Annotated in this window: 18 protein-coding genes, 1 tRNA gene and 1 riboswitch; of the genes, 10 read left to right on the top strand and 9 right to left on the bottom strand. The window is 57.5% G+C overall.

Going from position 1 to position 23444, the window contains the following annotated elements:
• Window positions 1-171 precede the first annotated feature (171 nt).
• From Q4481_RS01970 to Q4481_RS01960, 3 genes are all read left to right on the top strand, one after another.
• Window positions 172-1959 carry a beta-1,6-N-acetylglucosaminyltransferase gene (locus tag Q4481_RS01970; RefSeq protein ID WP_304374584.1) on the top strand — a complete coding sequence of 596 codons (1788 nt, stop codon included), beginning with the start codon at window positions 172-174 and terminating at the stop codon, window positions 1957-1959.
• 45 nt (window positions 1960-2004) lie between these two features.
• Entirely contained in the window at window positions 2005-2997 is a 993-nt protein-coding gene (locus Q4481_RS01965) for a glycosyltransferase family 2 protein (protein WP_304374583.1), read from the top strand.
• A gap of 151 nt (window positions 2998-3148) precedes the next feature.
• Complete coding sequence (locus Q4481_RS01960) at window positions 3149-3832, top strand: hypothetical protein (protein WP_304374582.1); 684 nt, start codon at window positions 3149-3151, stop codon at window positions 3830-3832.
• Window positions 3833-3963: 131 nt separating this feature from the next.
• Here the strand turns inward: Q4481_RS01960 and Q4481_RS01955 are convergent, their stop codons facing one another.
• Window positions 3964-4197 (bottom strand): hypothetical protein, encoded by a 234-nt coding sequence (locus Q4481_RS01955; RefSeq protein WP_304374769.1) that lies wholly within the window; start codon window positions 4195-4197, stop codon window positions 3964-3966.
• Between Q4481_RS01955 and Q4481_RS01950 the strand changes: the two genes are divergently transcribed.
• The gene (locus Q4481_RS01950) at window positions 4096-4905 is read left to right on the top strand and encodes a sulfotransferase family protein (protein ID WP_304374755.1); all 810 of its coding nucleotides are present in this window, start codon (window positions 4096-4098) and stop codon (window positions 4903-4905) included. The two genes, Q4481_RS01955 and Q4481_RS01950, sit on opposite strands and share 102 nt — an antisense overlap.
• 61 nt (window positions 4906-4966) lie before the next feature.
• Here the strand turns inward: Q4481_RS01950 and Q4481_RS01945 are convergent, their stop codons facing one another.
• Both Q4481_RS01945 and Q4481_RS01940 read right to left on the bottom strand, forming a co-directional pair.
• A complete protein-coding gene (locus Q4481_RS01945; protein WP_304374581.1) occupies window positions 4967-5818 on the bottom strand; it encodes a hypothetical protein in 852 nt (283 codons plus the stop codon).
• 92 nt (window positions 5819-5910) lie between these two features.
• Window positions 5911-7488 carry a galactosyltransferase-related protein gene (locus tag Q4481_RS01940; RefSeq protein WP_304374580.1) on the bottom strand — a complete coding sequence of 526 codons (1578 nt, stop codon included), beginning with the start codon at window positions 7486-7488 and terminating at the stop codon, window positions 5911-5913.
• Window positions 7489-7668: 180 nt separating this feature from the next.
• Between Q4481_RS01940 and Q4481_RS01935 the strand changes: the two genes are divergently transcribed.
• The 4 genes from Q4481_RS01935 to Q4481_RS01920 all read left to right on the top strand — a co-directional run bounded on the left by Q4481_RS01935 (window position 7669) and on the right by Q4481_RS01920 (window position 10801).
• Window positions 7669-9021, top strand: coding sequence for a KpsE/RkpR family capsule polysaccharide export protein (locus Q4481_RS01935; protein ID WP_304374579.1), 1353 nt, complete (start codon window positions 7669-7671; stop codon window positions 9019-9021).
• Window positions 9022-9053: 32 nt separating this feature from the next.
• Window positions 9054-9890, top strand: a complete 837-nt coding sequence (locus tag Q4481_RS01930; protein ID WP_304374578.1) for an ABC transporter permease — start codon at window positions 9054-9056, stop codon at window positions 9888-9890.
• On the top strand, window positions 9887-10552 hold the full coding sequence (locus Q4481_RS01925) for an ATP-binding cassette domain-containing protein (protein WP_304374577.1): 666 nt from the start codon (window positions 9887-9889) through the stop codon (window positions 10550-10552). The genes Q4481_RS01930 and Q4481_RS01925 overlap by 4 nt, the downstream gene beginning before the upstream one ends.
• Before the next feature lie 172 nt (window positions 10553-10724).
• Window positions 10725-10801, top strand: a tRNA-Pro gene (locus Q4481_RS01920).
• Between the two features lie 200 nt (window positions 10802-11001).
• On the opposite strand, the gene Q4481_RS01915 is transcribed toward Q4481_RS01920, so the two are convergent.
• Both Q4481_RS01915 and Q4481_RS01910 read right to left on the bottom strand, forming a co-directional pair.
• Window positions 11002-11682 carry an energy-coupling factor ABC transporter permease gene (locus tag Q4481_RS01915; RefSeq protein ID WP_304374576.1) on the bottom strand — a complete coding sequence of 227 codons (681 nt, stop codon included), beginning with the start codon at window positions 11680-11682 and terminating at the stop codon, window positions 11002-11004.
• Window positions 11683-11728: 46 nt separating this feature from the next.
• Window positions 11729-11923: riboswitch (cobalamin riboswitch) on the bottom strand.
• A gap of 75 nt (window positions 11924-11998) precedes the next feature.
• Window positions 11999-13621 (bottom strand): ABC-F family ATP-binding cassette domain-containing protein, encoded by a 1623-nt coding sequence (locus tag Q4481_RS01910; RefSeq protein WP_304374575.1) that lies wholly within the window; start codon window positions 13619-13621, stop codon window positions 11999-12001.
• Window positions 13622-14020: 399 nt separating this feature from the next.
• On the opposite strand from Q4481_RS01910, the gene Q4481_RS01905 reads away from it, so the two are divergent.
• Window positions 14021-15967, top strand: coding sequence for a HAMP domain-containing methyl-accepting chemotaxis protein (locus Q4481_RS01905; protein ID WP_304374574.1), 1947 nt, complete (start codon window positions 14021-14023; stop codon window positions 15965-15967).
• A gap of 121 nt (window positions 15968-16088) precedes the next feature.
• Window positions 16089-17096 carry a DUF4424 domain-containing protein gene (locus Q4481_RS01900; RefSeq protein WP_304374573.1) on the top strand — a complete coding sequence of 336 codons (1008 nt, stop codon included), beginning with the start codon at window positions 16089-16091 and terminating at the stop codon, window positions 17094-17096.
• 35 nt (window positions 17097-17131) lie between these two features.
• Here Q4481_RS01900 and dxs read toward each other — a convergent pair whose 3' ends face one another.
• The 4 genes from dxs to Q4481_RS01880 form a co-directional block, all read right to left on the bottom strand.
• Window positions 17132-19051, bottom strand: a complete 1920-nt coding sequence (dxs, locus tag Q4481_RS01895; protein WP_304374572.1) for a 1-deoxy-D-xylulose-5-phosphate synthase — start codon at window positions 19049-19051, stop codon at window positions 17132-17134.
• Window positions 19052-19211: 160 nt separating this feature from the next.
• Window positions 19212-20399, bottom strand: coding sequence for a serine hydrolase domain-containing protein (locus Q4481_RS01890; RefSeq protein ID WP_304374571.1), 1188 nt, complete (start codon window positions 20397-20399; stop codon window positions 19212-19214).
• A gap of 46 nt (window positions 20400-20445) precedes the next feature.
• Entirely contained in the window at window positions 20446-21369 is a 924-nt protein-coding gene (locus tag Q4481_RS01885; RefSeq protein ID WP_304374570.1) for a pirin family protein, read from the bottom strand.
• 181 nt (window positions 21370-21550) lie between these two features.
• Window positions 21551-23416: a methyl-accepting chemotaxis protein gene (locus Q4481_RS01880; RefSeq protein ID WP_304374569.1), complete on the bottom strand. Its 1866-nt coding sequence runs from the start codon at window positions 23414-23416 to the stop codon at window positions 21551-21553.
• Window positions 23417-23444 lie beyond the last annotated feature (28 nt).

Raw genomic sequence — 23444 nt, 5'->3', positions numbered from 1 at the left:
TACATAGTATTGCACAGGTATTGACATTACAGGCAGGTGGAAATGTGCATATTGGTATTCTGTGCATGCACTGAGAAACAGCTAGGGACAGCAAACCGCCTCAATCGCCTGGGATAATTGTAAGCGATTAGTCCCACGATCATTATCGCGTTCGAAAGACTTTGGGAATCCATGGCTAAAATCACCTTCGTAATCCTTGCCCATGAAAATGCCGATCAGGTTGCGGAATCCGCTGAATTATTGACGAGCTGGAACCCGGACGCCAATGTGGTTATCCATTACGATCTCAACTCGTCTTCCGAACAGTTTAACCGTCTGACCGAGCGTTTCGCAGGCTCCGGTCAGGTGCATTTCGTCAAGAAACGGATCAAATGCGGCTGGGGTGATTTCAGCCTTGTCGATGCTGTCGTCCGTGCGCTAAGGGTTATCCGGGAAAAGAACATCGCCTGCGACAGGGTCATGCTGGTATCGGGTGCCTGCATGCCGGTCCGCCCACTCGCCGAACTGTCCAGTTTTCTCGACCAGCACCCGAACACCGAGTTCATCGAAGCCTTCACATCAGACTGGATCGTCGGAGGGCTCCGCAAGGAGCGCTACCAGTATTGGCATTTTTTCAATTTCCAGAAGAACCACAAGCTGTTTAACGCCCACTACAACATTCAGAGGAAGATCTGGCCGAAGCGTAAATTTCCCCGCGGCCTGGAGCCACGGTTTGGCTCGCAATGGTGGTGCCTGAGCTGGGAGCTCTGCGAAAAAATCCTGAAATATGTCCAGAAGCATCCTCTGGTTTACTTCTTCTTCTCGACGACTTGGATTCCGGACGAAATGTTCTTCCAGACCATGGCGCACAAATTCTCCGGTTCGCACCATATCGCCAACCGGAACCTGACTTTTTTCTATTTCAACGAATGCGGACGACCCTATACATTCCTCGATGATCACATCGAGTATCTCAAGGATCTGCCTTTCTTCTTCGCCCGCAAGATCTCGCCGCATGCGAAAAAGCTGAAGGCCAATCTGAAACAGGTCGCCCTGCAGCCGGCTCCGGAAAAGACGGTCGAGATCGCTCTTGGCGAACGTTATGTCTTTCCACTGAAAAAGCTTCTGGCGGAGCAAACCCCGCAGGCAAGCTACTTTTCCCGCAGGCTTTTCCAGCCAAAGGGAAAATCACCGTGGGACGATATGCTGGCAGCCTGCCCTGACAGTTTCGTCATCCTGCACGGGCCGCCGCAACTGACCCGCAAGGCCGCGCAGGTGCTTGCTTCGAATTCGCAGCTCGAAGTGCTCGGAAGGCTGTTTGGTCCCGGCCATGTCGAATTCGGATCGGGCCGGACCAGGTTCAAAGGCCTCAACAGCCAGGATCATCTGATCCGCGATTATGACCCGCCGACCTATTTCCGTCGCGTGCTCGATCGTTGCGGAGGCCTGCCTGTGTTCGAGCTCGCTCCCGGTGACAATCCGGCTGCTGAGCGGGCTTTGCTCCAGAGCCAGAATGCCATCGTGCTGCCCATCGTTCCCGTCGTCCCGGATGATGTCGCTTGGAAATTCTACTGGATCCTCTCCAGCGATCCGACGATTGCCTATCGCAAGAACAAGGATCTGGCCTACAAGATGAAGGGCTTCACTTCCCGTATCAGCCAGTTCAAGAGTCTCGTCGAGGTAGCCTACTCCTGCCATTGGTCGGAGTATCGTACACCGATTGAGACGTACCTGAAGAAGGCGCAGGAAGTGGAAGCACCCACGCAGGAGGATTGGTCTTCGCGGCTTATTCTTCAGCATGGCACAGTCGCCGGCAGTCTGGCAGCAAGCCACCCAGCCATGACTGACGCTTTTCATTCAGTCGACTACAGCGAGCATACACCATCGGTTGACGACTGGAACCGTTCTGTCGCGGAAATCGGCAATGAATTTGCGCCGCGATGGAAGATCCTGCGCCTCAGCCATCGTGTCCATTTCTAACTCGGCGTCATCGACCCGCAAGGCACCCAACAAGGTCTATAGACAATGAGCGACTTGAGAAAATATTACAGCGTACTTTTTAAGCGCTATCTGGTTATGCGTCGGCACAGGAAGGAACTGCGGATCAGCGTCGACAAGACGAAGAAGATCCGTTCGAGCGATATCCTGCTCGTCATGTGCCTGCGCAACGAACTGACGCGCCTGCCCTTCTTCTGCGATTACTATCGCAAGCTCGGCGTAAACCATTTCCTGATCGTCGACAACGATTCCACCGACGGACTGACTGACTGGGCCAATGAACAACCGGACATTTCCGTGTGGCACACGAAGGCAAGCTACAAGGCTTCAAAGTTTGGTATGGAATGGTGCAACTACCTTCTGACGCGCTATGGGATGGGGCATCTTTGCGTCACGGTCGACCCGGACGAGTTCCTGGTCTATCCGAAAATGGAAACACGCTCCCTCCGCGACCTGGGCGATTTCATGAAAATGGAAAAGCGGGAGGCTCTCCAGTGCGTCATGCTGGATGCCTATAGCGACAAACCGCTTCAGGAAACCATCTACCGCAGCGGACAGAATCCGTTCGAGGTCTGCCCGTTCTTCGACAAGGACGGCTACATCCAGACCGTCAACTACAATGGCGGCATGTTTACTCAGGGCGGTCCGCGCATGCGGGTTCACAATGCCAAACATCCGCAGAAGTCACCGGCTTTGAACAAGACACCCGTCGTCTGGTGGGGGCAGAATTTCCGCTATACGAGTTCGATGCACGATCTTATGCCGGCGAGACTTGTGCGCCCGGACGGTGTGCAGCCGGCGATAACCGGCGCCCTTTTCCACTTCAAGTTTTTCGCCAGCCTGACCGAAAAGGCGGCAGAGGAAATGGCGCGCAAGCAGCACTATGCTGGCGGCCAGGAATATCGAACCTATCTGGATGCCGACAATCCCGTGCTCTACGAACCGGGTATTAGCGTGCGGTACGAAAACCCGGAACAGTTGATCAGCCTGGCGCTGATCTCGCGCGGCAATTGGCTTTGATGTCTCGGGTCCCGCCACTTGAACTGGGCAAACCGCTCAAAGCGGTGCTTTTCCAGTCAGCCTATCGTGACAAGCCCTGCTCAGCGCGTTAAAGGCCTGTCCCTATGAAACAGGCACGAGTTTGTGCCGACGATTGCTAAGGAGAATTCCGTTGCTTTACTTTCACAAGCAAAAGCTCGTGATCCTGACCCAGCCCAAGACCGGAACAACGGCCTTGCATGAGGCCATTGCCTCGGAAGCGTCGATCGCCTTCAATACACCTCCGCACATGAAGCACATGACCTATGCAAAATTCATGCGCATGCTCTCCGAATGGATCAGCCAGGGCGATCATTTCCCGCGCAAGAAATACACGTTCGTTTCGGTGATGCGCGAGCCTGTCGAATGGTTCGGCAGCTGGTATCGATACAATCGCCGGGATTCGCTCGCTTCCGAAAATTCGAACGGTAACGCCCGTTACACAGGCAATATCAGTTTTAATGAATATCTGGAGGCTCTGCTCCTGCCGAAAGACGAAGCACCGGCCTATGCCAAACTTGGCGGCCCTTGCTCCATCGCACTCGACAAATCCGGGGCAATCGGCGTCGACAGACTGTTCCGCTACTCGGATCTCGACCAGATGGTCGATTTCGTCGCTGAAAAACTTGGTCGCTCCATCACCCTTGAAAAGGCGAATGTTTCCGAAAAAATGGCTCTCGAAGCGGAGGAAGCGACACTTGCCCGAATCAAGGAAAAGTTCGCCTTCGAATTCTCGGTCTATGAAGGACTGAAGCCGGACGGTACGGTCGGCAAGGAGATCAAGGCGCTTCGATCCGAAGGCAAACAGGGGCGTTGAGCTTTTGGCTTCGGCTGGAGATACCTGCCGTAGCCATACCGAAAGATCTTCCGGCATCTCGTGTTGTCAACAGCCTGCATTGCCTGCTCCCTGTACAACAGACCCGGGTTCGTGCATTAGTGCGCTTCCCGTTACGACAGTCCGGAACCGCCGCCCAACCGGCGGAATTGCGTTTGCAGAGAAAGCCGCAGACCGGGTCTGGCAACCGGATTGTGTGGTGCGTTATTGAGGTGAATGGAATGGGATTGCCGCATTTTCTTTGTATTGGCGCTCAAAAGGCCGCGACTTCGTGGCTCTTCGTCAATCTGCAGCGACACCATCAGATCTGGATGCCGCCGGTCAAGGAACTGCATTTTTTCAATCATCTGTTCGTACCTGAAAACAGATCCTGGACCGGTTACCACATGCGCCAGGGAGCGGCGAACGCGCTCAAGCATCATGTGAAAAACTCCGAGAATATCGATTTCCAGTTCGTGCGCTATCTGGCGCGGATGATGGAAGATACGTTCACCGAGGAATGGTACCGCGCGACCTTCGATCGGCCTGGCGCACGTGGCAAGGTCCTCGGCGATATTACACCGGAATACTCGACTCTGCCGGAGGAGGGTATCGATTATGTCCGCCGTCTGCTCGGCACGCCGAAGATCATCTACATCATCCGCGACCCGGTCGGCCGTGCGCTTTCGCAGCTTCGCATGAATCTCAGCCGCCATCCTCAAGACAATATGCAGGAGGCGGATTGGCGCGAAGCTGCCCAGAACTGGGACATTCTCAACCGCGGCGATTACAAGTCCTACATTCCGCGCTGGAAGAGTCGTTTTGCGGAGGCCGATATGCTGTTCCTGCCCTATGGCGATGTCGCCAGCGATCCGGTGGGCGTGCTCAAGCGGGTGCAGGAGTTCCTCGGGCTCGAACCCTTCAAGTCATTCGAGCGTACCGACGAGAAGGTTCACAAGACCAAGAGCGTGTCAGTTCCGGCCTATGTGCCTTCGCTCTATTCTGAGATTTTTGCCGATCAGGTGAAGTTTATCGAGAAGGAATTCGGCACCGATTTCCTTGCACGCACCAAATAACGCCCAGTCGACGATTTCAACAGATTGGTCATCCATTATGCGCCGCGATCATCGCGGCGTTTTATTTGATGAAAACGACGTTCGGGAAACGGACTGAAATCTCTTCCAGATCCTTTCGGTAGGCGTCCTTAAGCGACGCAGTCATATCGGCCGAAAGCGGGTCGAATGCCTTGTAGAGATCGCCCTTCGGCAGGATACGCGATACCGGGCCGATTGTTTTTCGCACTTCCTCTGCCGGCAGGATTTCAGCAAGCGTCTCGAACACGTCCATGGCTGGCGCAGAAAAGGATTCGCGCACTGGGCCGTCCGGCGTCTGCAGCTCGGATGCATCAAAGCCGATCATCTGTGAGAAAATGGTGTTTTCAAGTGTTCTGAAGCTCGAGAAATCCCAAAGAAACAGGCGAGCCGTCGGTGCTGCCTCAACAACGTCGGAAATTACAGTCAGCCAGGAAAACTCTGATTTCTGATAAAGCTCGAGAAAATCGGCGAATTTCATGAATTCCCGGTGCCGGATATATTCCGAATACATGGAGACGACAAAGCCGGCGTAATCGCGCAGCGCCAGAAAGATCTCGGGATTGACGACGCCCGTCAGCCGGCAGACCTTGCGGATACGGGTTTTGGCCTGTGCATAGAAGACACCGGACCGGACGAGATTGCCGGGAGAACCCAGCATGTTCTCGTCGGACATGATAACATCCTGGCTGGAGATCGAAGCGCGCAGCCGCTTTAAATAGGCTTTCTCGCGCAGTTCGGGATCATTGAGAATAGAGGTGAAGTTCTTGCGGAACTTCGCGAGGGGATCGTAGCGAATGCCCCTTTCCGCCAGAAGATCGACATTCAGCGCAAGTTTTGCCTGCATGTAGGTGGTGGCGGTCTTGTGCGCACCGATATGCAATACACTCCTGGTCATGCAATCTCCGAAGCCTCATCATTTGCCCTACGCTCTAATACGGGCAAACCCTTCGATCAAGCGCTTATGCCAAAGGCCATCGATCAGAACGATCAGCGCCCCGTCAGCCGCCGCCAGGCACGAAGCCAAATGGGTGATTTTGCCCTTCTTTTCGGACTGGAATGGCGTTTGCGATCCGCGATTGCCGCACCAAAACTGGCAAATAGCGGCTCGGAAAACAGCCGCGGCGCTGCGGGCGCCGGCGCCCCGACCTCACCGAGGCCTGGCACCAGTACCGGCGACCACCGATAAGCGACGACGGTATCTGTCGGAGAGCGAATGGGCGTGACCGTCACCGTCTGGAATTCGCTGCTGCCTGACATCCTAAGTTCCAATTGCCCTGCCCCGTAAAGAAGAGGGCCACACAGGCAAAGTAGTTGCAGATCGACCGGCAACGTCGTTCCTGGGTCGTAGGGTTCCGTGCAGAGAGATGGCCCCAAAACGATATAGTCTGCGCCATGCGACCGCGCGAGCTTCTCCAATTGAGGTCCGTCCGGCAACCCACTCATTTCAAGTTGGACATGCTGCGAGGCCAGCGACAGCAGCGGCCGCAGCAGCAGACGATCTTCCGTTGTCGCACCGATGGCAAGCACATGTCTCGTGCCTCGACCTATATCCGTCAAGGGCGCCGGCTGTCGCGCACGCCGGTCGAAGCCCACCATCAACTTTCGCAGATGCTTGAAATTCTGCGCTGCTCGGAAATAGCCCCTTTCCTGCCGCCGCGGATGCCAGAGATGAACCAGATGCAGGCCCCGTGCGAATGCCTCCAAGCCGTAAAGCGCGAAGAAAGGTCGGAACCCCCAATAGTGTCGGACGCCATTGTTGCGAAAGTCTTTGAAATAATCATGCGGTCGCGGTCCGAGCGGTGCCAGTGTCGAAAGACGGTGGAGGATATCGTAATCCTCGGCGCCATGGCCGGAAAAGGCCTTGTCGTGACCACCGACCTCAAGATAATGGCGCCGATTGATGACCATTGCCGAACTGCCATAAGCCGTCGACTGGATGGCATCTGTTGCCTGTTCCGCGGCGTCAACATCAATCCCTTCGAAGAGGTCTTTTCCCTTGGTGGCCGTTTCAAGCCAGCGGGACGTTGCTTCCTCGGTCAGAAAGAGAACCGGGACACAGAAGAACTCCCAGCCTTTGCGAGCCAGTTGCCTGCGCACGACTTCTGCGTGGATGGCACGGTACATTGCTTCGGTGCCGCAGAAATCGATATCGTTGAACATGATGACAGGCTGTCTGGCATTCTGGACGCCGAAATCCCGGGCATGACCGATGGAGAAAAGCGGATGCGGTGCCGGATGGCGACACACCGATACTCCTGCCTTTTCGAGCGAATGCAACGGGCCCGCATGCGCATCCTCCGTGCCATAATCGGAAATCAGGATATCATAGAGGTCACGTGGCACAATGTCGCAAAGACGGGTGAGCCTCTGCTCACCCTCGTAGGTTCGCCCGGTCAGGCGCAGAGGAACAATCAGCGTTATACGCGTATCAACATCCATGAAACGATCGACCCGAGCAAGATTTCCCGTCTCTATCCAACTTGCAGCACTGGTGCAATGTCCCGCAATGCGACAGCGCTGCGACCGATCAAACGATAGAGGTCGAAAATCATATTGTTGGCGCAATCGAAATGTACTAACTTGGCTTAATAGGGACCGCGCTGCACTGGGAGCGGAGATCGCTTGGGGAAGAGAACATTCCTTCCTGAAAGGTCCTTACGGTCTCATGTACGCCAATTCCGCGAACACGTGATCTTTGGTCTAATTAAAGGACTGCCGGTCAGCCGGCACAAATGGATTCATCGAATGACGGTTTTTGAACCCACCTCGTCGGGCAATGACAGCAGCAACGAACCTATCAAATTCACAGCCAGCAAGGACGAGCGTCGGGCCGAACGGCAGCGGCGGCGGCTCGAAAAAGCGATGCTGGCAAGCGCTGCTCCAACCGCATCGACGGCTGAACCGGAGCCGCCACTTTTGGATCCTGAACTGAGCGTCGCGGGCGAACCGAACTTCCAGAAGCGCGAACGGCTGACAAGCAAAATTTCCTGGACGTCGGTCTCCTTCATTCTGCTTGTTATCCTGCCGACCATCCTGACCGGTCTTTATTACACAGTCATTGCCAGCCCCCAATATGAGGTCGAGGCGCAGTTTTCCGTCCGAGGGTCGAACCAGTCGTCAATTGCGACGCTGGGACTGGGCGCCATTCTCGGCAACAGCGTGCAATCTGGCGATTCCTATATCGTTGCCAGCTACGTGCAGTCCCTGCAGCTCATTCGCGATGTGAAATCCGAGCTCAATATTGATCTCAGGTCCTTCTACGCGCGCCCGGGAATCGACTGGCTCTATCGCATTGATCCGAACATGCCTCTCGAGAAGTTCGCTGACTATTGGGCTGACATGACGGAGGTGAGCTTCAACTCGACCACCGGCAACACGACCCTACTTGTCTACGGCTTCACGGCAGACGATACCAAGAAGATCGCCGATGCTGTGCTGAAAGTGTCGGAAAAGCTAGTCAACGATCTGTCGGAAAGCTCGCGCCAGCAATTGACAGTCGTGGCTTCCAAGCAGGTCGACCGGGCCGAAGATCGGCTTCGCAAGGTGCGCGAACAGATCCGCCGGTTGCGCACGCAGGAAAAGGCTTTTGATCCGGCCCAGATTGCCGCGCTCGAAGGAACACTGACTTCCTCGCTGGAAAGCCAGTTGTCCGGTCTCCGCTCGCGTCTGTCGGCCCTCCTCAAGTCGGTATCGAAGGATTCGCCATCGGCCGTCGTTCTGCAGCGCCAGATTGATGCCCTGGAGCAGCAGTTAGAAGAGCAGAAATCAAAACTCGGCACGCCCGATCCGAAGTCCAAGGCAACTGACCTGGCAGGCGATTCCAATCTGGCGGAGGTGCTGAACAAGTTCGAGGAACTGACCGTCGAACAGGGATTCGCGACGCAGGCCTATACGACCGCTCTCGCCGCATTCGAAACGTCCCTGGCAGAAGCGCAAAAGCAGGAACGCTATTTCGCGACTTTCGTCGCGCCGACCAAGCCGGAAATCGCGCTCTATCCGATGCGGCTTCTCGACAGCTTCATCGCCTTTCTCGTCTATGTAGCGCTCTGGCTCGTGTGCCAGTTCCTCTACCGGTCCTTCCGAGACCACGCAATCTAAGCGTCGGGCAATCGATAGGCTCTGATATGGCAATGGATTCAGTAGGACGCCACGCAATCGGCCTGTGGGATGGTGCCCGGATGAATGGCCGGGTACTTGTTGCATTGATTTTCAGGGACTCGGCGCAACGTTTCGGCGATGGCCCTGCTGGTTATATCTGGACGCTCGTTGAACCTTCCATGCTGATTGCAATCATGCTGGTCATGCGTGTCTCGATCAAGAATTACACGCCGGCATTCGGCGAGAGCTCTATCATGTTCCTGCTGACCGGGTTGCTCGCCTATCGCATCTGCCGCAACACGATCAACAAGGCTAGCCGCGCGATCATCGCCAATCGGCCGCTTTTGGCCTTTGGGCCGGTCAAGCCGATCGATGTCGTGTTCGCCAAGACGATTGTGGAATTCACGATCTGGCTGATCGTGCTGACGATTTTCTTCTCTGCCGTGCGGCGCATTCTCCAGCAGGAAGTCATCACCAGCTTCCAGGGCTTCGTTTTGGCTCTTTTGGCAATGTTCTATTTCTGCCTGGCAATGAGCACCTTCAATGCCACGATTGGCGCACTCTTGCCGATCTGGAAGAGCATCTGGAGAATCATGTCAGTGCCGTTGCTGCTGACTTCAGGCGTGCTCTATGTGCCAAGCACGATGCCACCCGAAATGTTGTCCGTGATCCAGTGGAACCCGGTGCTCCATTGTGTTGAAGCGCTTCGTTCCGCCTCCTATCTCGACTATCTGTCGATTTATGACCCGGTCTATCTGTTCTCCTTTTCGACAATCACCTTGCTGCTGTCGCTGATTATCGAGATGCTGTTCCGCAAGGAAATCATAAGGTCACGCGATGACGGCGAAGAAGATGAGGAAGAGCTGTGATCGATATCGAGAATGTCGGTAAAGCCTTTCGCAAAAAGAGCGGCGAGATCACCTGGGTCTTCCGTCATCTGGATGCACGTTTCCAATACAATACCAATATCGGCATTCTCGGAGCATCGGGATCGGGCAAGACTACGCTCATCAATCTCATTACCGGCAATGAGACGCCCAGCGAAGGGCGGATCGTCAAGCGCGCCAGCTTTTCGTGGCCCTACAGTTTCCGCGGCAATGTTTCGGCAAAGCTTTCCGGTATCCAGAACACACGCTTTCTCGCCGAAGTGTACGGACGCGATTTTGGACAGGTGCATGAGTTCATCTGCGACTTTGGCGAGCTCGGCCGTGTCATCGAATTGCCGATGCGGCGCTGGACCCAGGAACAACGCAATCGCTATTCGGTTTCTGCGCTGCTTGGAATGGGCTTTGACTGCATCGTGATCGATGACGATATCGCTATTGGTGATGGAGCCTTCCGGCGGCGCGTGGTCCAGTTCTTTGCCGACAATCGTGATGAAATGTGCATGATCATTGCGACCGCAGACCCCAGCTTTCTGCCACGCTTCTGCGATGTCGGCGTCGTGCTCGATCATCGTGGGCTGACCGTGGCACCTTCGATCGATGCCGCAATCGAGCAATATAATCTCGGCAAGCGCGCGATCGCCTGAGGAGCTCTTCTGACGTCAAACGTCAGCCTTTCCCAAGCTGCGCGCAGACCGCCGAGATGAAATTTCCCCTTTGTTTTCAGATTGTTGAAGTTTTTTCTGTCGCCATCACATTTTTTTTACACAAGAGGCTTGTGCTTGGGTGGGGGCTGGTCTATAGAGCCCTCGCTGGTCACGGAGTGTAGCGCAGCCTGGTAGCGCACCTCGTTCGGGACGAGGGGGTCGAGTGTTCGAATCACTCCACTCCGACCAGCTAAAATCTCCCGAAAATCTGTTTTCCCTACATGGACGTCGGTGTCGTTTCTGACCTCACCGAACAGGCAAACGCTTTGCGTCCTGTTGCTTCAACTCATCCATATCGGCAAAAAAATAGACGCGTTCACACGCGCCTCAAGATCAATTTGATTTGATGGAACCGGCCGCCATCGTAACAGCGGCCGGGAAGATTACAATCAGGCTGCCTGATGCAGACGATTGTTGAATAGCGGACCGCTGCTGGCCTGGTTGAGTGCCTTGGCAACAGCGAGCACGGCCAGATCGGCCAGCGGCTCGATGATGATCACGCTCATATAGGCAAGGCCGAAGCTGCCGATCGATGCGAGATTGGCAACCGTGAAGCCGTGACCATAGAGCGCCCAGAAGGCGACCCAGGCAACGATGCCGCCCTGATAGGCGGTCGACAGCGCCAGTGCCTGCGAGTATTTCAGATCGACATAGGCAGTCTTGGCCGGAATGATCCGCTTGGCCAGTGCGCTGATGGCCCAGAGCGGAACGAGCAGTGTCGTGACGTTCATGCCATATTGCGGCAGATCGAACGGCGCGAAGAACACACCCTGGATCAGCAGGCCAAGCGCCAAACCGATGGCCGCAGCACCGGAGCCAAACAGCAACAGCAGGGTAGAGCCGAGAATCAGGTGCACTTCCGATACGCCGACCGGCTGGTGCGGGAAAATTTCAAAAAAGCTGAAAACGAGTGCAGTGGTAATGACGCTGCGCATGACGAGAGCGGAAACACCGCCGTTGGTCTTGATATTGTCATAGGCCATCTTGCCGACAAGACCAAAGGAAGCCACCGCCGTGGCATAGCTCAGAGCGATTTTTGCGCCATCAACGACGCCAGGTTCGATATGCATGAGATCTCCTTTCCGCGCCCTCCGCGCGGGATGTGAGCATGGGCAAAGCCCGGTTCCGGCGATGACAGGTCTCCTGGCTCACGTATTCCCGGCATCCTGGCCTTGCGGCCGCCTGGCGAAATCCGTTCACAGTTGCGGGGGCAGCCGCGGTTTCGGTCCCCTGAGGGTCGTCCTCACCGCGTTCCCTTTTTCATCCTTCCGAGTCTTCGGCACGGAAGGAACCATCGTCGGTTACAAAATAGACCAGAGCCGCTTTCAAAGTACATCGAAAAGCGACGTCGAACGGGACTTTTCAACCAAGGTCGCGCCCAGTGCCTCAGCCATGAAGGCCCGGCGCCTCATGCCCCGTGCGGGCGACATATTCGGTATAGCCGCCTTCATAACGGTGAATGCCATCCGGCGTCAGTTCGAGAACGCGGTTGGACAGTTCGCCGAGGAAGTGACGATCGTGGCTGACGAAGAGCATGGTGCCTTCATAATCGGCGAGCGCCTTGATCAGCATTTCCTTGGTGTCGAGATCGAGGTGGTTGGTCGGCTCGTCGAGCACCAGGAGATTCGGCGGATCGAACAGCATGATCGCCATCACCAGACGCGCCTTCTCGCCACCGGAGAGCACCCGGCATTTCTTTTCAATGTCGTCGCCGGAGAAGCCGAAACATCCGGCAAGTGCCCTGAGCGGGGCCTGGCCGGCGCGCGGGAAATCATGTTCCAGCTGTTCGAGCACGGTCAGGTCGCCATCGAGCAGATCCATGGCATGCTGGGCGAAATAGCCCATCTTCACGCTCGCGCCGAGGCTGACAGTTCCCTGGTCCGGTTCGGTAGAGCCTGCCACCAGCTTCAATAGCGTCGATTTGCCAGCCCCGTTGACGCCCATGATGCACCAGCGCTCGCGTCGGCGGATCTGGAAATCGAAACCGTCATAGATGACGCGGCTGCCATACTGTTTGTGAACGTTTTTAAGCGTGACGACGTCTTCGCCCGACCGCGGGGCCGGCAGGAATTCGAAGGCGACGGTCTGGCGGCGGCGCGGCGGTTCAACGCGTTCGATCTTGTCGAGTTTCTTGACGCGGCTCTGAACCTGCGCTGCATGGCTGGCACGTGCCTTGAAGCGTTCGATGAACTTGATTTCCTTGGCGAGCATGGCCTGCTGGCGCTCGAACTGCGCCTGCTGCTGTTTCTCGTTCTGGGCGCGCTGGCCTTCGTAGAATTCGTAATTGCCGGAAAAGGTGGTGAGATTGCCGCCATCGATTTCGATGATCTTGTTGACGATGCGGTTCATGAATTCGCGGTCATGCGAAGTCATCAACAACGCACCATCATAACCACGCAGGAATTGTTCGAGCCAGATGAGACTTTCGAGATCGAGATGGTTCGACGGTTCGTCGAGCAGCATCACGTCGGGTCGCATCAACAGAATACGGGCAAGCGCAACGCGCATTTTCCAGCCGCCGGACAGCTTGCCGACATCATTGTCCATCATCTCCTGCGAGAAGGAGAGACCGTCGAGCACTTCACGCGCCCTGCCCTCGAGACCGTAGCCATCCAGTTCCTCGTATCGGGCCTGGACTTCGCCGTAACGTTCGATGATTTCGTCCATCCGGTCCATCTGGTCGGGATCGGACATCGCGGCTTCGAGTTCGCGCATTTCCGCTGCGACTTCACTGACCGGTCCGGCGCCCGCCATGACTTCCGAAACCGCGCTTCGGCCGGCCATTTCGCCAACATCCTGATTGAAGTAGCCGATCGTCACGCCCTTATCGACCGAGATCTGGCCTTCATCCGGCTGTTCGTCGCCAGTGATCATGCGGAAAAGCGTCGTCTTGCCGGCGCCATTGGGTCCGACAAGACCGATCTTTTCGCCCCGGTTAAGGGCGGCACTGGCTTCGATATAGAGAAGACGGTGGCTGTTTTGCTTGGAAATATTCTCGATGCGGATCATCAGCGGCGGTCCAGATGTTGTGCAGTGCGACAGGCTCGCGCCTCTGGTAACCGTTCGGTCGATTTTGGGCAAGCTGCCAACCGATGACAAGTATCGGAGTGACAATGTTGGCCAGACATCGGATAGAAGATCGCCGATCGCTGAAGCGTTCGATAAGAAGAAGCGAAAGCGGGCTGATACAGATAGATGTCGCCGTATATTTTTTGCCTATTGTCATTTACATCGTTTGTTTTGCGGTATTTATCAGCTTATAAAACAATTTAGCCGCCAAATGTGACATCTCGCAACAAACATTCATATTCTGGTAACGCATAATTTAGTTTTCGCGCACATAATGGGTTATCTCAAAATCCGTCCCCTGATGCCGCACGACACAGGATCGATACCAGAGGAACATCCATGCGCAGACCATCAATCAAGACGACCCTGGTTGGAATTGCCGCCGGCATTGGTGTCATTTTCTTCCTGTTCACCACCTTCGCCATGAATGGCATGAACAAGCTGAACGGCAGCACGGAGGAAATCGCCCAAAACTGGCTGCCGAGCGTCGCGACCGTGAGCAAGATCGACTCGGAGTTCCTCAACTATCGACTGTCCCTCACCAAGCATGTGCTTTCAACGACCGAAGAAGAGATGCGCAAGCAGGAGGTGGAAATTGCAAACCATGGTGAGGGAACGGACAAGGCCATCGAAGCCTACGTCCCTCTGATTTCGTCCGACCGCGAGCGCGAGATCATAAACGTGCTCAAAGCCGACAAAGCCAGATACAGCGAAATGGCTGCGCAGATGCTTGATCTGTCAAAGCAGAACAAGAATGACGAGGCCAAACAGTTTCTGAACCTGCAGCTGGCACCGCTCGGCGTGGAAATGGGCAAACGCGTAGCGGAACTTATCGAGATCAATATGCGTGGCGCCGCAAATGCCAAGTCTGCAGCTTCAGCTACGTTCGAATCGATCTGGTTCGCATCGATCGTGATCAGTCTGGTCGTCGCTGTAGTGCTTGTCGCGACCATTCTCTTTATCATCCGGGGCGTTGCCAATCCGATCAACCGCATCACGCAATCGATGAAAACATTGGCCGGCGGCAATACGGACGACGCAATTCCCTTTGCCGGGCGTGCAGACGAGATCGGCGCCATGGCCGGTGCAGTCGAGATCTTCCGCCAGGCGGCACTCTCCAACAAGCGGCTTGAGCAGGAAGCGGAAGGCAACCGCAGCCGCGCAGAAGCCGAACGCATCGCCACCCAGGAGCGTGCCGAGGCGGAAGCTGCCGAGCGCCTGCGGATCGCAACAGCCGGGCTCGCTTCGGGCCTGAAGCGCCTTGCCGCCGGCGATCTCGCCTTCCAGCTCAACGAAGCTTTCGCGCCTGATTTCGAAGCGCTGCGACACGACTTCAACAGCTCGGTCCGTCAGCTCAGCGACGCTCTGGGCTCGATTTCGACCGGGATCTCGACGATCGACAACGGGACCCGCGAGATCTCGTCCGGTGCGCAGGATCTGTCCAAACGCACAGAACAGCAGGCTGCTGCCCTTGAGGAAACGGCTGCGGCTCTCGATGAGATCACCGCCAATGTGACGAATTCGTCCAAGCGCACCGAAGAAGCCCGCTCGGTTGCCAACCAGGCCAACCTCAGCGCGGCCCAATCGGCGGAAGTCGTCAGCAAGGCCGAAGTTGCCATGGGCCGCATCGAAGCCTCGTCGCAGCAGATTTCCAACATCATCGGCGTGATCGACGAAATCGCCTTCCAGACCAACCTGCTGGCGCTGAATGCCGGCGTCGAGGCGGCACGCGCCGGTGAAGCCGGCAAGGGCTTCGCGGTCGTCGCCCAGGAAGTGCGCGAACTGGCCCAGCGCTCGGCGAACGCCGCCAAGGAAATCAAGGGGCTGATCCAGAACTCCTCGCAGGAAGTCGGCACCGGCGTGAAGCTGGTTCGCGATGCCGGCGAGGCCCTGAAGACGATCGGTGGCTATATCACCGAGATCAACCAGCATATGGAATCGATCGCACTGTCCGCACGCGAACAGTCGACCGGCCTTGCCGAAGTCAATGGCGCGGTCAACCAGATGGACCAGACCACGCAGCAGAACGCCGCCATGGTGGAGCAATCCACGGCAGCATCTGCAAGCCTTGCCATGGAATCGGAGCGGCTTCGCGATCTCGTCGGCCAGTTCAAGCTCGATATGACGGCGAGCAGCAGTGCCGCGGCTTTGCGCCAGACAGCCCGGGCCATGGCGCAGCCTGTCCGCCAGTCGACCCCGGTCGCATCGTCACGCACTTCGCGACCGCTGAAAGTGGCATCGGCTGCAGCTTCGCATCAGGGCGGCGACAGCTGGGAAGAATTCTGAGAAATCAATCCTCCCGACTGATACTCCCCCCGGTCCTAAAGGCCGGGGGTTTTGTTTTGAGAAACCGTTTGACGTCGGTATGAGCGGCAAAATAGCGTGCGGGCAATCAAGGAGATTATCGATGATCCGCACTGCTCTTTTGTCAGCCCTTGCCCTGTCCGCCAGCCTGCCGGCCTATGCCAATGACACGACCGCCGAATTGAAAGCGGGAGGGCTCGTTTTTACCCGCAGCGATTCGGTGACCATGGAGGAGGAAAGCCTGTTCCTGTCGCCCACCGAAGTGCGGGTCGATTATGTTTTCCGCAATGCATCTGACAAGGCAGTCGATACGATCGTTGCCTTCCCGATGCCGGCGATCGAAGGCGGGCCGGAGATGAATGTCGATGCCGGCAACGTGGAGGACGACAATTTCATGGGCTTCTCCGTCGTCCAGGACGGCACACCCATCTCGCCCGAGATCCAGCAGCGTGTCTATTCGGCCGATATCGACATGACCGGCGTTCTGGCGGATGCCGGTGTTCCGATGAACCCGATGGCCGAGCGCACCCATGCGGCCATTCTCAAGCTGCCGAAGGAAACGATCACCGACTGGTTGACCCGCGGCCTCATCATCGACAGCAGCTACGATGACGGGACCGGCATGAAGCTCGATTATTCACCAATGTGGACGCTGAAGACAGTCTATTGGTGGAAAACCACATTCCCGGCCGGCAAAACCGTGAAGGTTACGCATCGCTACACGCCGAGTGTCGGCGGCACCGTTGCGACGACCTTTCTGGACGGAGACGGCAAGCCCGAGGGCGAACGGTACGAGGAATACAAGACGAAATATTGTATCGATGATGCGTTCGTGAAGCTCGCGCAGAACTCCCACGACGCGATGATGAACAACAAGCCGTTCCTGATCGAAAACTGGATGTCCTACGTGCTGACGACCGGCGCCAACTGGTTTGGTCCGATCGGCAAATTCACCCTGACCGTCGACAAGGGATCGCCGAAAAACTACATCAGCTTCTGCGGCACCGGCGTCAAGAAGATCGGGCCGACCACCTTCCAGATGACGGCGACCGATTTCTATCCGGAGCGGGATATCGATCTTCTGATCCTGAAGCCGACCGATGCTCCCTGAGGGGAGCATCATGCGTCTTAAGAGCGGATATCGCTCTATTCGGCGGCGCCGACATTAAGGCTTTTCTGGCCGAGCGCACCGAAGACCGTTGAAACGATGCCCTTGTGATCAAGCCCGGCCATGGCATTCATGGCCTCGGGCTTGGCCTGATCCATGAACGTATCCGGCATCACGAGCGGCCGCACCTTGAGACCATGATCGAGCAGGCCTTCGGTGGCGAGATAGTGCAGAACATGGCTCGCAAAACCGCCGACGGCGCCCTCCTCGACTGTCACCAGCACCTCGTGAGTGGTCGCGAGCTGGCGGATCAGATCGTGATCGAGCGGCTTGGCGAAACGAGCATCGGCCACTGTGGTAGACAGGCCCGCGGCATCCAGTTCCTCGGCAGCAGCCAGGCTGTCGGCCAGCCGCGTTCCGAAAGACAGGATCGCCACCTTCGAACCCTGCTTGACGATACGACCCTTGCCAATCTCGAGGATCTCGCCGCGTTCGGGCATTTCCACGCCCACACCCTCGCCGCGCGGATAGCGGAAGGAAATCGGGCCCGCGTCATAAGCCGCGGCCGTGCGCACCATATGCTTGAGCTCTGCCTCATCGGCAGCCGCCATCACCACGAAACCCGGCAGGGTCGCGAGATAGGTCGTATCATATGAGCCCGCATGGGTCGGCCCGTCGGCCCCGACATATCCCGCACGATCGATGGGGAAACGGACCGGCAGACCCTGGATCGCCACATCATGCACGACCTGATCGTAGGCACGCTGCAAAAAGGTGGAATAGATCGCCACGAAGGGCTTGTAGCCTTCCGCCGCAAGACCGGCCGCAAAGGTCACGGCATGCTGCTCGGCAATACCGACATCGAAACAGCGATCGGGAAAGATGCCGGAGAACTTGTCGAGGCCGGTGCCAGTCGGCATCGCCGCCGTGATCCCGACGATCTTCTCATCGTGGCGGGCTTCCTCGATCAGCGCATCGGCAAAGACCGAAGTATAGGCAGGCGCATTCGGCTTGGCCTTGGCCTGGGCGCCTGTGATGACATCGAACCGGTTGACGCCGTGATACTTGTCGGCAGCAGCTTCGGCCGGGGCATAGCCTTTGCCCTTCTGGGTCACGACATGAATGAGCACAGGGCCATTGCCATTGTCGCGCACGTTGCGCAGCACCGGCAAGAGATGTTCGAAGGAATGACCGTCGATCGGGCCGATATGGTAGAAGCCGAGTTCTTCGAAGAGCGTGCCGCCGGTCACATAGCCGCGGGCATGCTCGACAGCGCGCGTGATGGCACGGTCGACCTTCTTGCCGAGATAGGCGGTGAGCTTCTTGCCGATCTCGCGGAAGCCAAGATAGGTGCGGCCCGAGGCGAGACGCGCCAGATAGGCGCTCATTGCACCAGTCGGCTGGGCGATCGACATGTCGTTGTCGTTGAGGATCACGATCAGCCGTGCATCGAGTGAGCCGGCATTGTTGAGTGCCTCATAGGCCATGCCGCCCGACATGGCGCCATCGCCGATGATGGCGATGACATTGCGCTTGGAACCATCCATTTCAGCGGCAACGGCCATGCCGAGCCCGGCCGATATCGAGGTCGAGGAATGGGCAGCCCCGAACGGGTCATATTCGCTTTCGGCCCGTTTGGTAAAACCTGAAAGGCCGCCTTCCTGCCTGAGCGTGCGGATACGATCGCGCCGGCCGGTCAGGATCTTGTGCGGATAACATTGATGCCCGACATCGAAGATCACGCGGTCACGCGGCGTATCGAACACCTTGTGGATCGCGATCGTCAATTCGACCACACCGAGGCCGGCGCCGAGATGGCCACCGGTCTGGGACACCGCATCGATCATTTCGGCGCGGAGTTCCGCAGCCAGCTGCGGCATATCGCGATCTTCGAGCTTACGCAGATCCTCGGGGTACTTCACCTGGTCGAGAAGCGGCGTTTCGGGCAGTTTTGTCACTTTTAGGCCTGTCTACCGGACTGTCGGGATTTGCCGGCGTTTTATCCACTCATCAGCCTTTTTCAACCGCAAAGAACGCGAAAATTAAGGCGATACTGTTTAGAGTACCGCTTTTGCCCCGACAGGCCAAGTCACAATCCATTTATACCCAGCCTCTGCTTCAGGCGATGGCCGTGCGGATCGCGCGGACTGCGGCGAAGGTCAGGCGCGTGCGGGCAATGTTGAGGAAGTCCGGCCAGCTCGACAGTTTGACGGCGGCGAACTGCGACTCCTGGTCCATATAGAGCAACTGGCCAAACACGCCGCGCGCCATCAGCGCCGGCCGGTCGACATCATCGATCCAGAACTGGTTGTGATAGGCACCCTTCGGCAATGCCACCCGGTAATCGGGCCCGAAGATCGCATTGTTGCCGCCCTTGCGCGTTCTTTCGATAAAGGACGCCGGCACGATCTGACGGCCATTGAAGCTGCCGTTGTTGGTGATCATCTGGGCGAACCGGCCATAGTCCCGCAATGTCGCATTGAAACCACCATCGGCCAGCGCATAGCCGCCGCGATCGACGGTAAAATAGGCATCCTCTTCCGCTCCCAGCGGGATCCAGAGATTTTCGCTGACGATATCAGCGAGCGCCTTGCCGGTTGCCCGCTGCATGGCAAAGGCGAGCACATCGGTCTCGATCGAGCGATAGCGGAAGCTTTCGCCATGCTCGCATTCCTTTTCCGTGAGCGTCTGGATGAATTCCCACATGGTCAGTGGCCAGGACGGATCTTTCGGCTCTTTCCAGCCGCAGGCGACATCGACCTTGGCCATGTGCGAATCTTCGGCCGTATAGGTCTCGTCGAACAGGACGCCAGAGGTCATGTCGAGCACATGCTGAAGCTTGGCGCCGGCATAGGCGGTCTTTTCGAGTTCCGGCAGATACTCGGTCACCGGCGCTTGCGGATCGAGAATACCGCGTTCGATCAGACCAGCCGATGCAGCAGCCGTCACAGATTTGGCGACAGACTGCGACAGATGCGTCGTATGACGACGCATGCCGTTCATGTAGATTTCCAGCACCACCCGACCGCGATGCATGACGAGGAACCCATCCGTATAGGTTTCGGCCAGCACTTCGCCGACAGTCCATTCCTTGCCATCGTGGTTGAAGCGGATGTTCTCGATATCGTCCGGCGCCTCGCCCAGATTGGAGGGCTGTCCGATCCCTCTCCAGACGCGAGTGGTCGGTGTCAGATCGCGAACATTCTGAAACGTCCAACGATTGTAAGGGCCGAGGTCCCAGCTCGCGCGCGGAATGATCGGAGCACCCGGTTGACGCGGGTCACGGAGTTTCTGGCTATCAGGCATGGGTGATTTTCCGGTTTTTGGCAGGGTGTCACAAACCTACCCGGTTTCAGCCGCTGGGCAAGGGGACAAATTCCTCTTCGTCACCCGGCACGATATCGAAGCGGCCTGTGCGCCACTCTTCCTTGGCCTGTTCGATGCGCTCCTTCGAGGAAGAAACGAAGTTCCACCAGACATAGCGTTTGGATGCCATGGTCGCGCCGCCGAACAGCATCACATGTACTGGTCCCGGGCCCGCCTTGAGGTCGATCACATCGCCGGGCCGGAAGACCAGCAACTGGTCTGCTTCATAGTCGGTTCCCGAGACCGAAAGCGTGCCGGAAAGAATATAGGCGGCGCGTTCTTCGGTTCCGGCGGGGAAGAGGCAGGTGGCGCCGGCTTCGATGTGAAGATCGACATAGAGCGTATCGGAAAGCACCGGCACCGGCGCCTTGAGGCCAAGAAAATCGCCGATCACCACACGGCCGGACACGCCATCGTCGGAAAAGGTCGGCAGGGCTTCGGCGCCGACATGCTGGAAGGCCGGGTCGATTTCCTCATGCCCATCCGGCAGCGCGATCCAGGTCTGCAGCCCGGAAATCGAGAGCGGTTTGCCGCGCAGCTTTTCCGGCGAGCGTTCGGAATGGACGATGCCGCGTCCGGCGGTCATCAGGTTGATGTCGCCCGGTCGGATCACCATGCCGGTGCCGAGACTGTCGCGATGGGTGATCTCGCCGTCGAACAGATAGGTGACGGTCGACAGACCAATATGCGGATGCGGCTTGACATCGAGCGCTTCGCCGGCCCGCAACAGCGCCGGCCCCATGCGATCGAAGAAGATGAATGGCCCGACCATGCGCCGCTTGGCGGTTGGCAGCGCGCGACGCACTTCAAAGCCGCCGATATCAGACGAACGCGGGATGATGAGTTGTTCGACCTGATCGATGGCGCGGGAATCACCGATTTCCGGATCTGTGCCTGGAAAGAACGACATGGAAGGCTCCTCACACTTGCTGCATCGATTGATCCGGCTGGATCTCGGCAAAGGGTAGAAGCCGGCAGACGCCTTGGCAACCGCGCATCCGTCGAACAGTGCGATCGTTCATCAGCAAAGCGCATGGCAAGGATGCGGCCTTCCGGCCGCATTCCAATCCTCCATCGATGTCGGAATGCCGTCACGCGCGCCGGCGCACGGGCTCCTGCCAATGGCTGACGGACTTGGGTGCGACGCCCAGCCGGAACTGGCTGACCCGATCCTTGAGCTTGGCAGCCTCGCCGGCAAGCAGCGCGCTTGCGGCGGTGGACTGTTCCACCATGGCGGCATTCTGCTGCGTCATCTGGTCCATCGCATTGACAGCGGCATTGACCTCACCGAGGCCGGTCGCCTGTTCCTGCGAGGATGTCGTGATGCTGTCCATATGGTGACGGATCGTCGCGATGTGGCTTCCGATCATGTTAAGAGCCGCACCGGCATCGCGAACGAGACGAACGCCATTGCCCACTTCGGTCGAGGAGCGGTCGATGAGACCCTTGATTTCCTTGGCGGCGTTGGCCGAGCGCTGGGCGAGCTCGCGCACTTCCTGTGCGACGACCGCAAAGCCCTTGCCGGCTTCGCCGGCGCGCGCGGCTTCCACACCGGCATTGAGCGCAAGCAGGTTGGTCTGGAAGGCGATTTCGTCAATGACGCCGATAATGTTGGAAATGGTCTTGGACGAATCCTCGATGCGCTGCATGGCATTTTCGGCATCGGTGACGATCTTGCCGGATTGTTCCGCATCGGCGTTAGCGGTGATTGCAACATCGCGCGCTTCGCGCGTCAGCCCGTTGGCGCCCTTCACGTTGGAATTGATTTCCTCGATGGCCGCCGCCGTCTGTTCGAGTGCCGCCGCCTGCTGTTCCGTCCGGCGCGACAGTTCATCGGTACCGGCGGCAATTTCACGCGTACCGTCATCGATGATCGACACGCTGTCGCGGATGAGGATCAGCGTTTCGCTGAGCTGGGCGACCGAGGCATTGAAATCCTGTCGCAAGCCTTCGAATTCAGGCGCAAAGGGCTCCTCGAGATGGAAGGCGAGATCGCCGCTTGCCAGCCGGCGCAGACCGGATGCCAGACCCGAGGTCGCGATCGTCAAGCGCTGCTGCGCTTCCCGCTCTGCCTGCTCCTGCGTCCGCTGACGATCAGCCTCCACCATGCGGCGGTTGGCTTCAGCCTCTTCTTCAAGCTTGCGATTGCGGATGAACGCTTCGCGGAACACATCGAGCGCACGCGCCATGTCACCGATTTCGTCGCGGCGACCCGATGCATTCGAGCTGATGTCGATATCGCCATCGGCAAGCGCCTTGGTATCGCGCGCGAGTGCCCGCAGGGGGCGGATGGCGGTGGCCCGGAGAATGAAGGTCAAGATAAGCAAGGCGATCAATGTCGTAATGCCGCTATAGATCAGCTTTTCCGTGATCTCCGCCTTTGCATTGGCCAGGTCCGGCGCAAGATCGACAGCTGCGCTATAGGCTCCGACGATTTCGCCAGCGTTGATGCCCATTTTTTCGGTGTGACAGGCCGCGCATTTCGCATCCGCCGCCGTGCCCTGACCCAGAACGACCGGCCGCGTGATCCGCAGTTTTTCACTGCCCATCACCACCTGCGGCTTCAGCTCGGAGAGGGTTTTCTCATCGATCGGATCACGGGGTCCTTCGACATCCATCTCGCCGGCCGCCTTCTGGTATTCGATCACCTTCGGCGCCATCACCAGCCAGAGTTCCACGCCCTTGCTTTGGGCGGAGAAGCTTTCCATCGTGCCGTCAAGCGTCGCGATTGCCGGATCGCCATCGGCAGTCTGATCGCGATTGAGCATGGCATTGACGTGAACCGATTCCAGCATGTCGAGCGCGGCATTGCCCCGACGTTCGGCATTTTCTGCCATTTCTCGTTTTTCGGCACCAATTTCGAACCAAAGGCTGCCGGCGAGAATCGCCAGCAGGACGAGGGTTACGCCGCCGATGATCTGGGTGGCGAGCGGTAGGTCACGCAATTTGGAAATCATGGATGGTTTGTCCGGCGACGTTCGAATT

The organism is Fluviirhizobium alvei, assembly GCF_030551875.1.
GTDB lineage: Bacteria > Pseudomonadota > Alphaproteobacteria > Rhizobiales > Rhizobiaceae > Rhizobium_E > Rhizobium_E alvei.
This window is presented reverse-complemented; position numbering and strand designations above follow the sequence as displayed.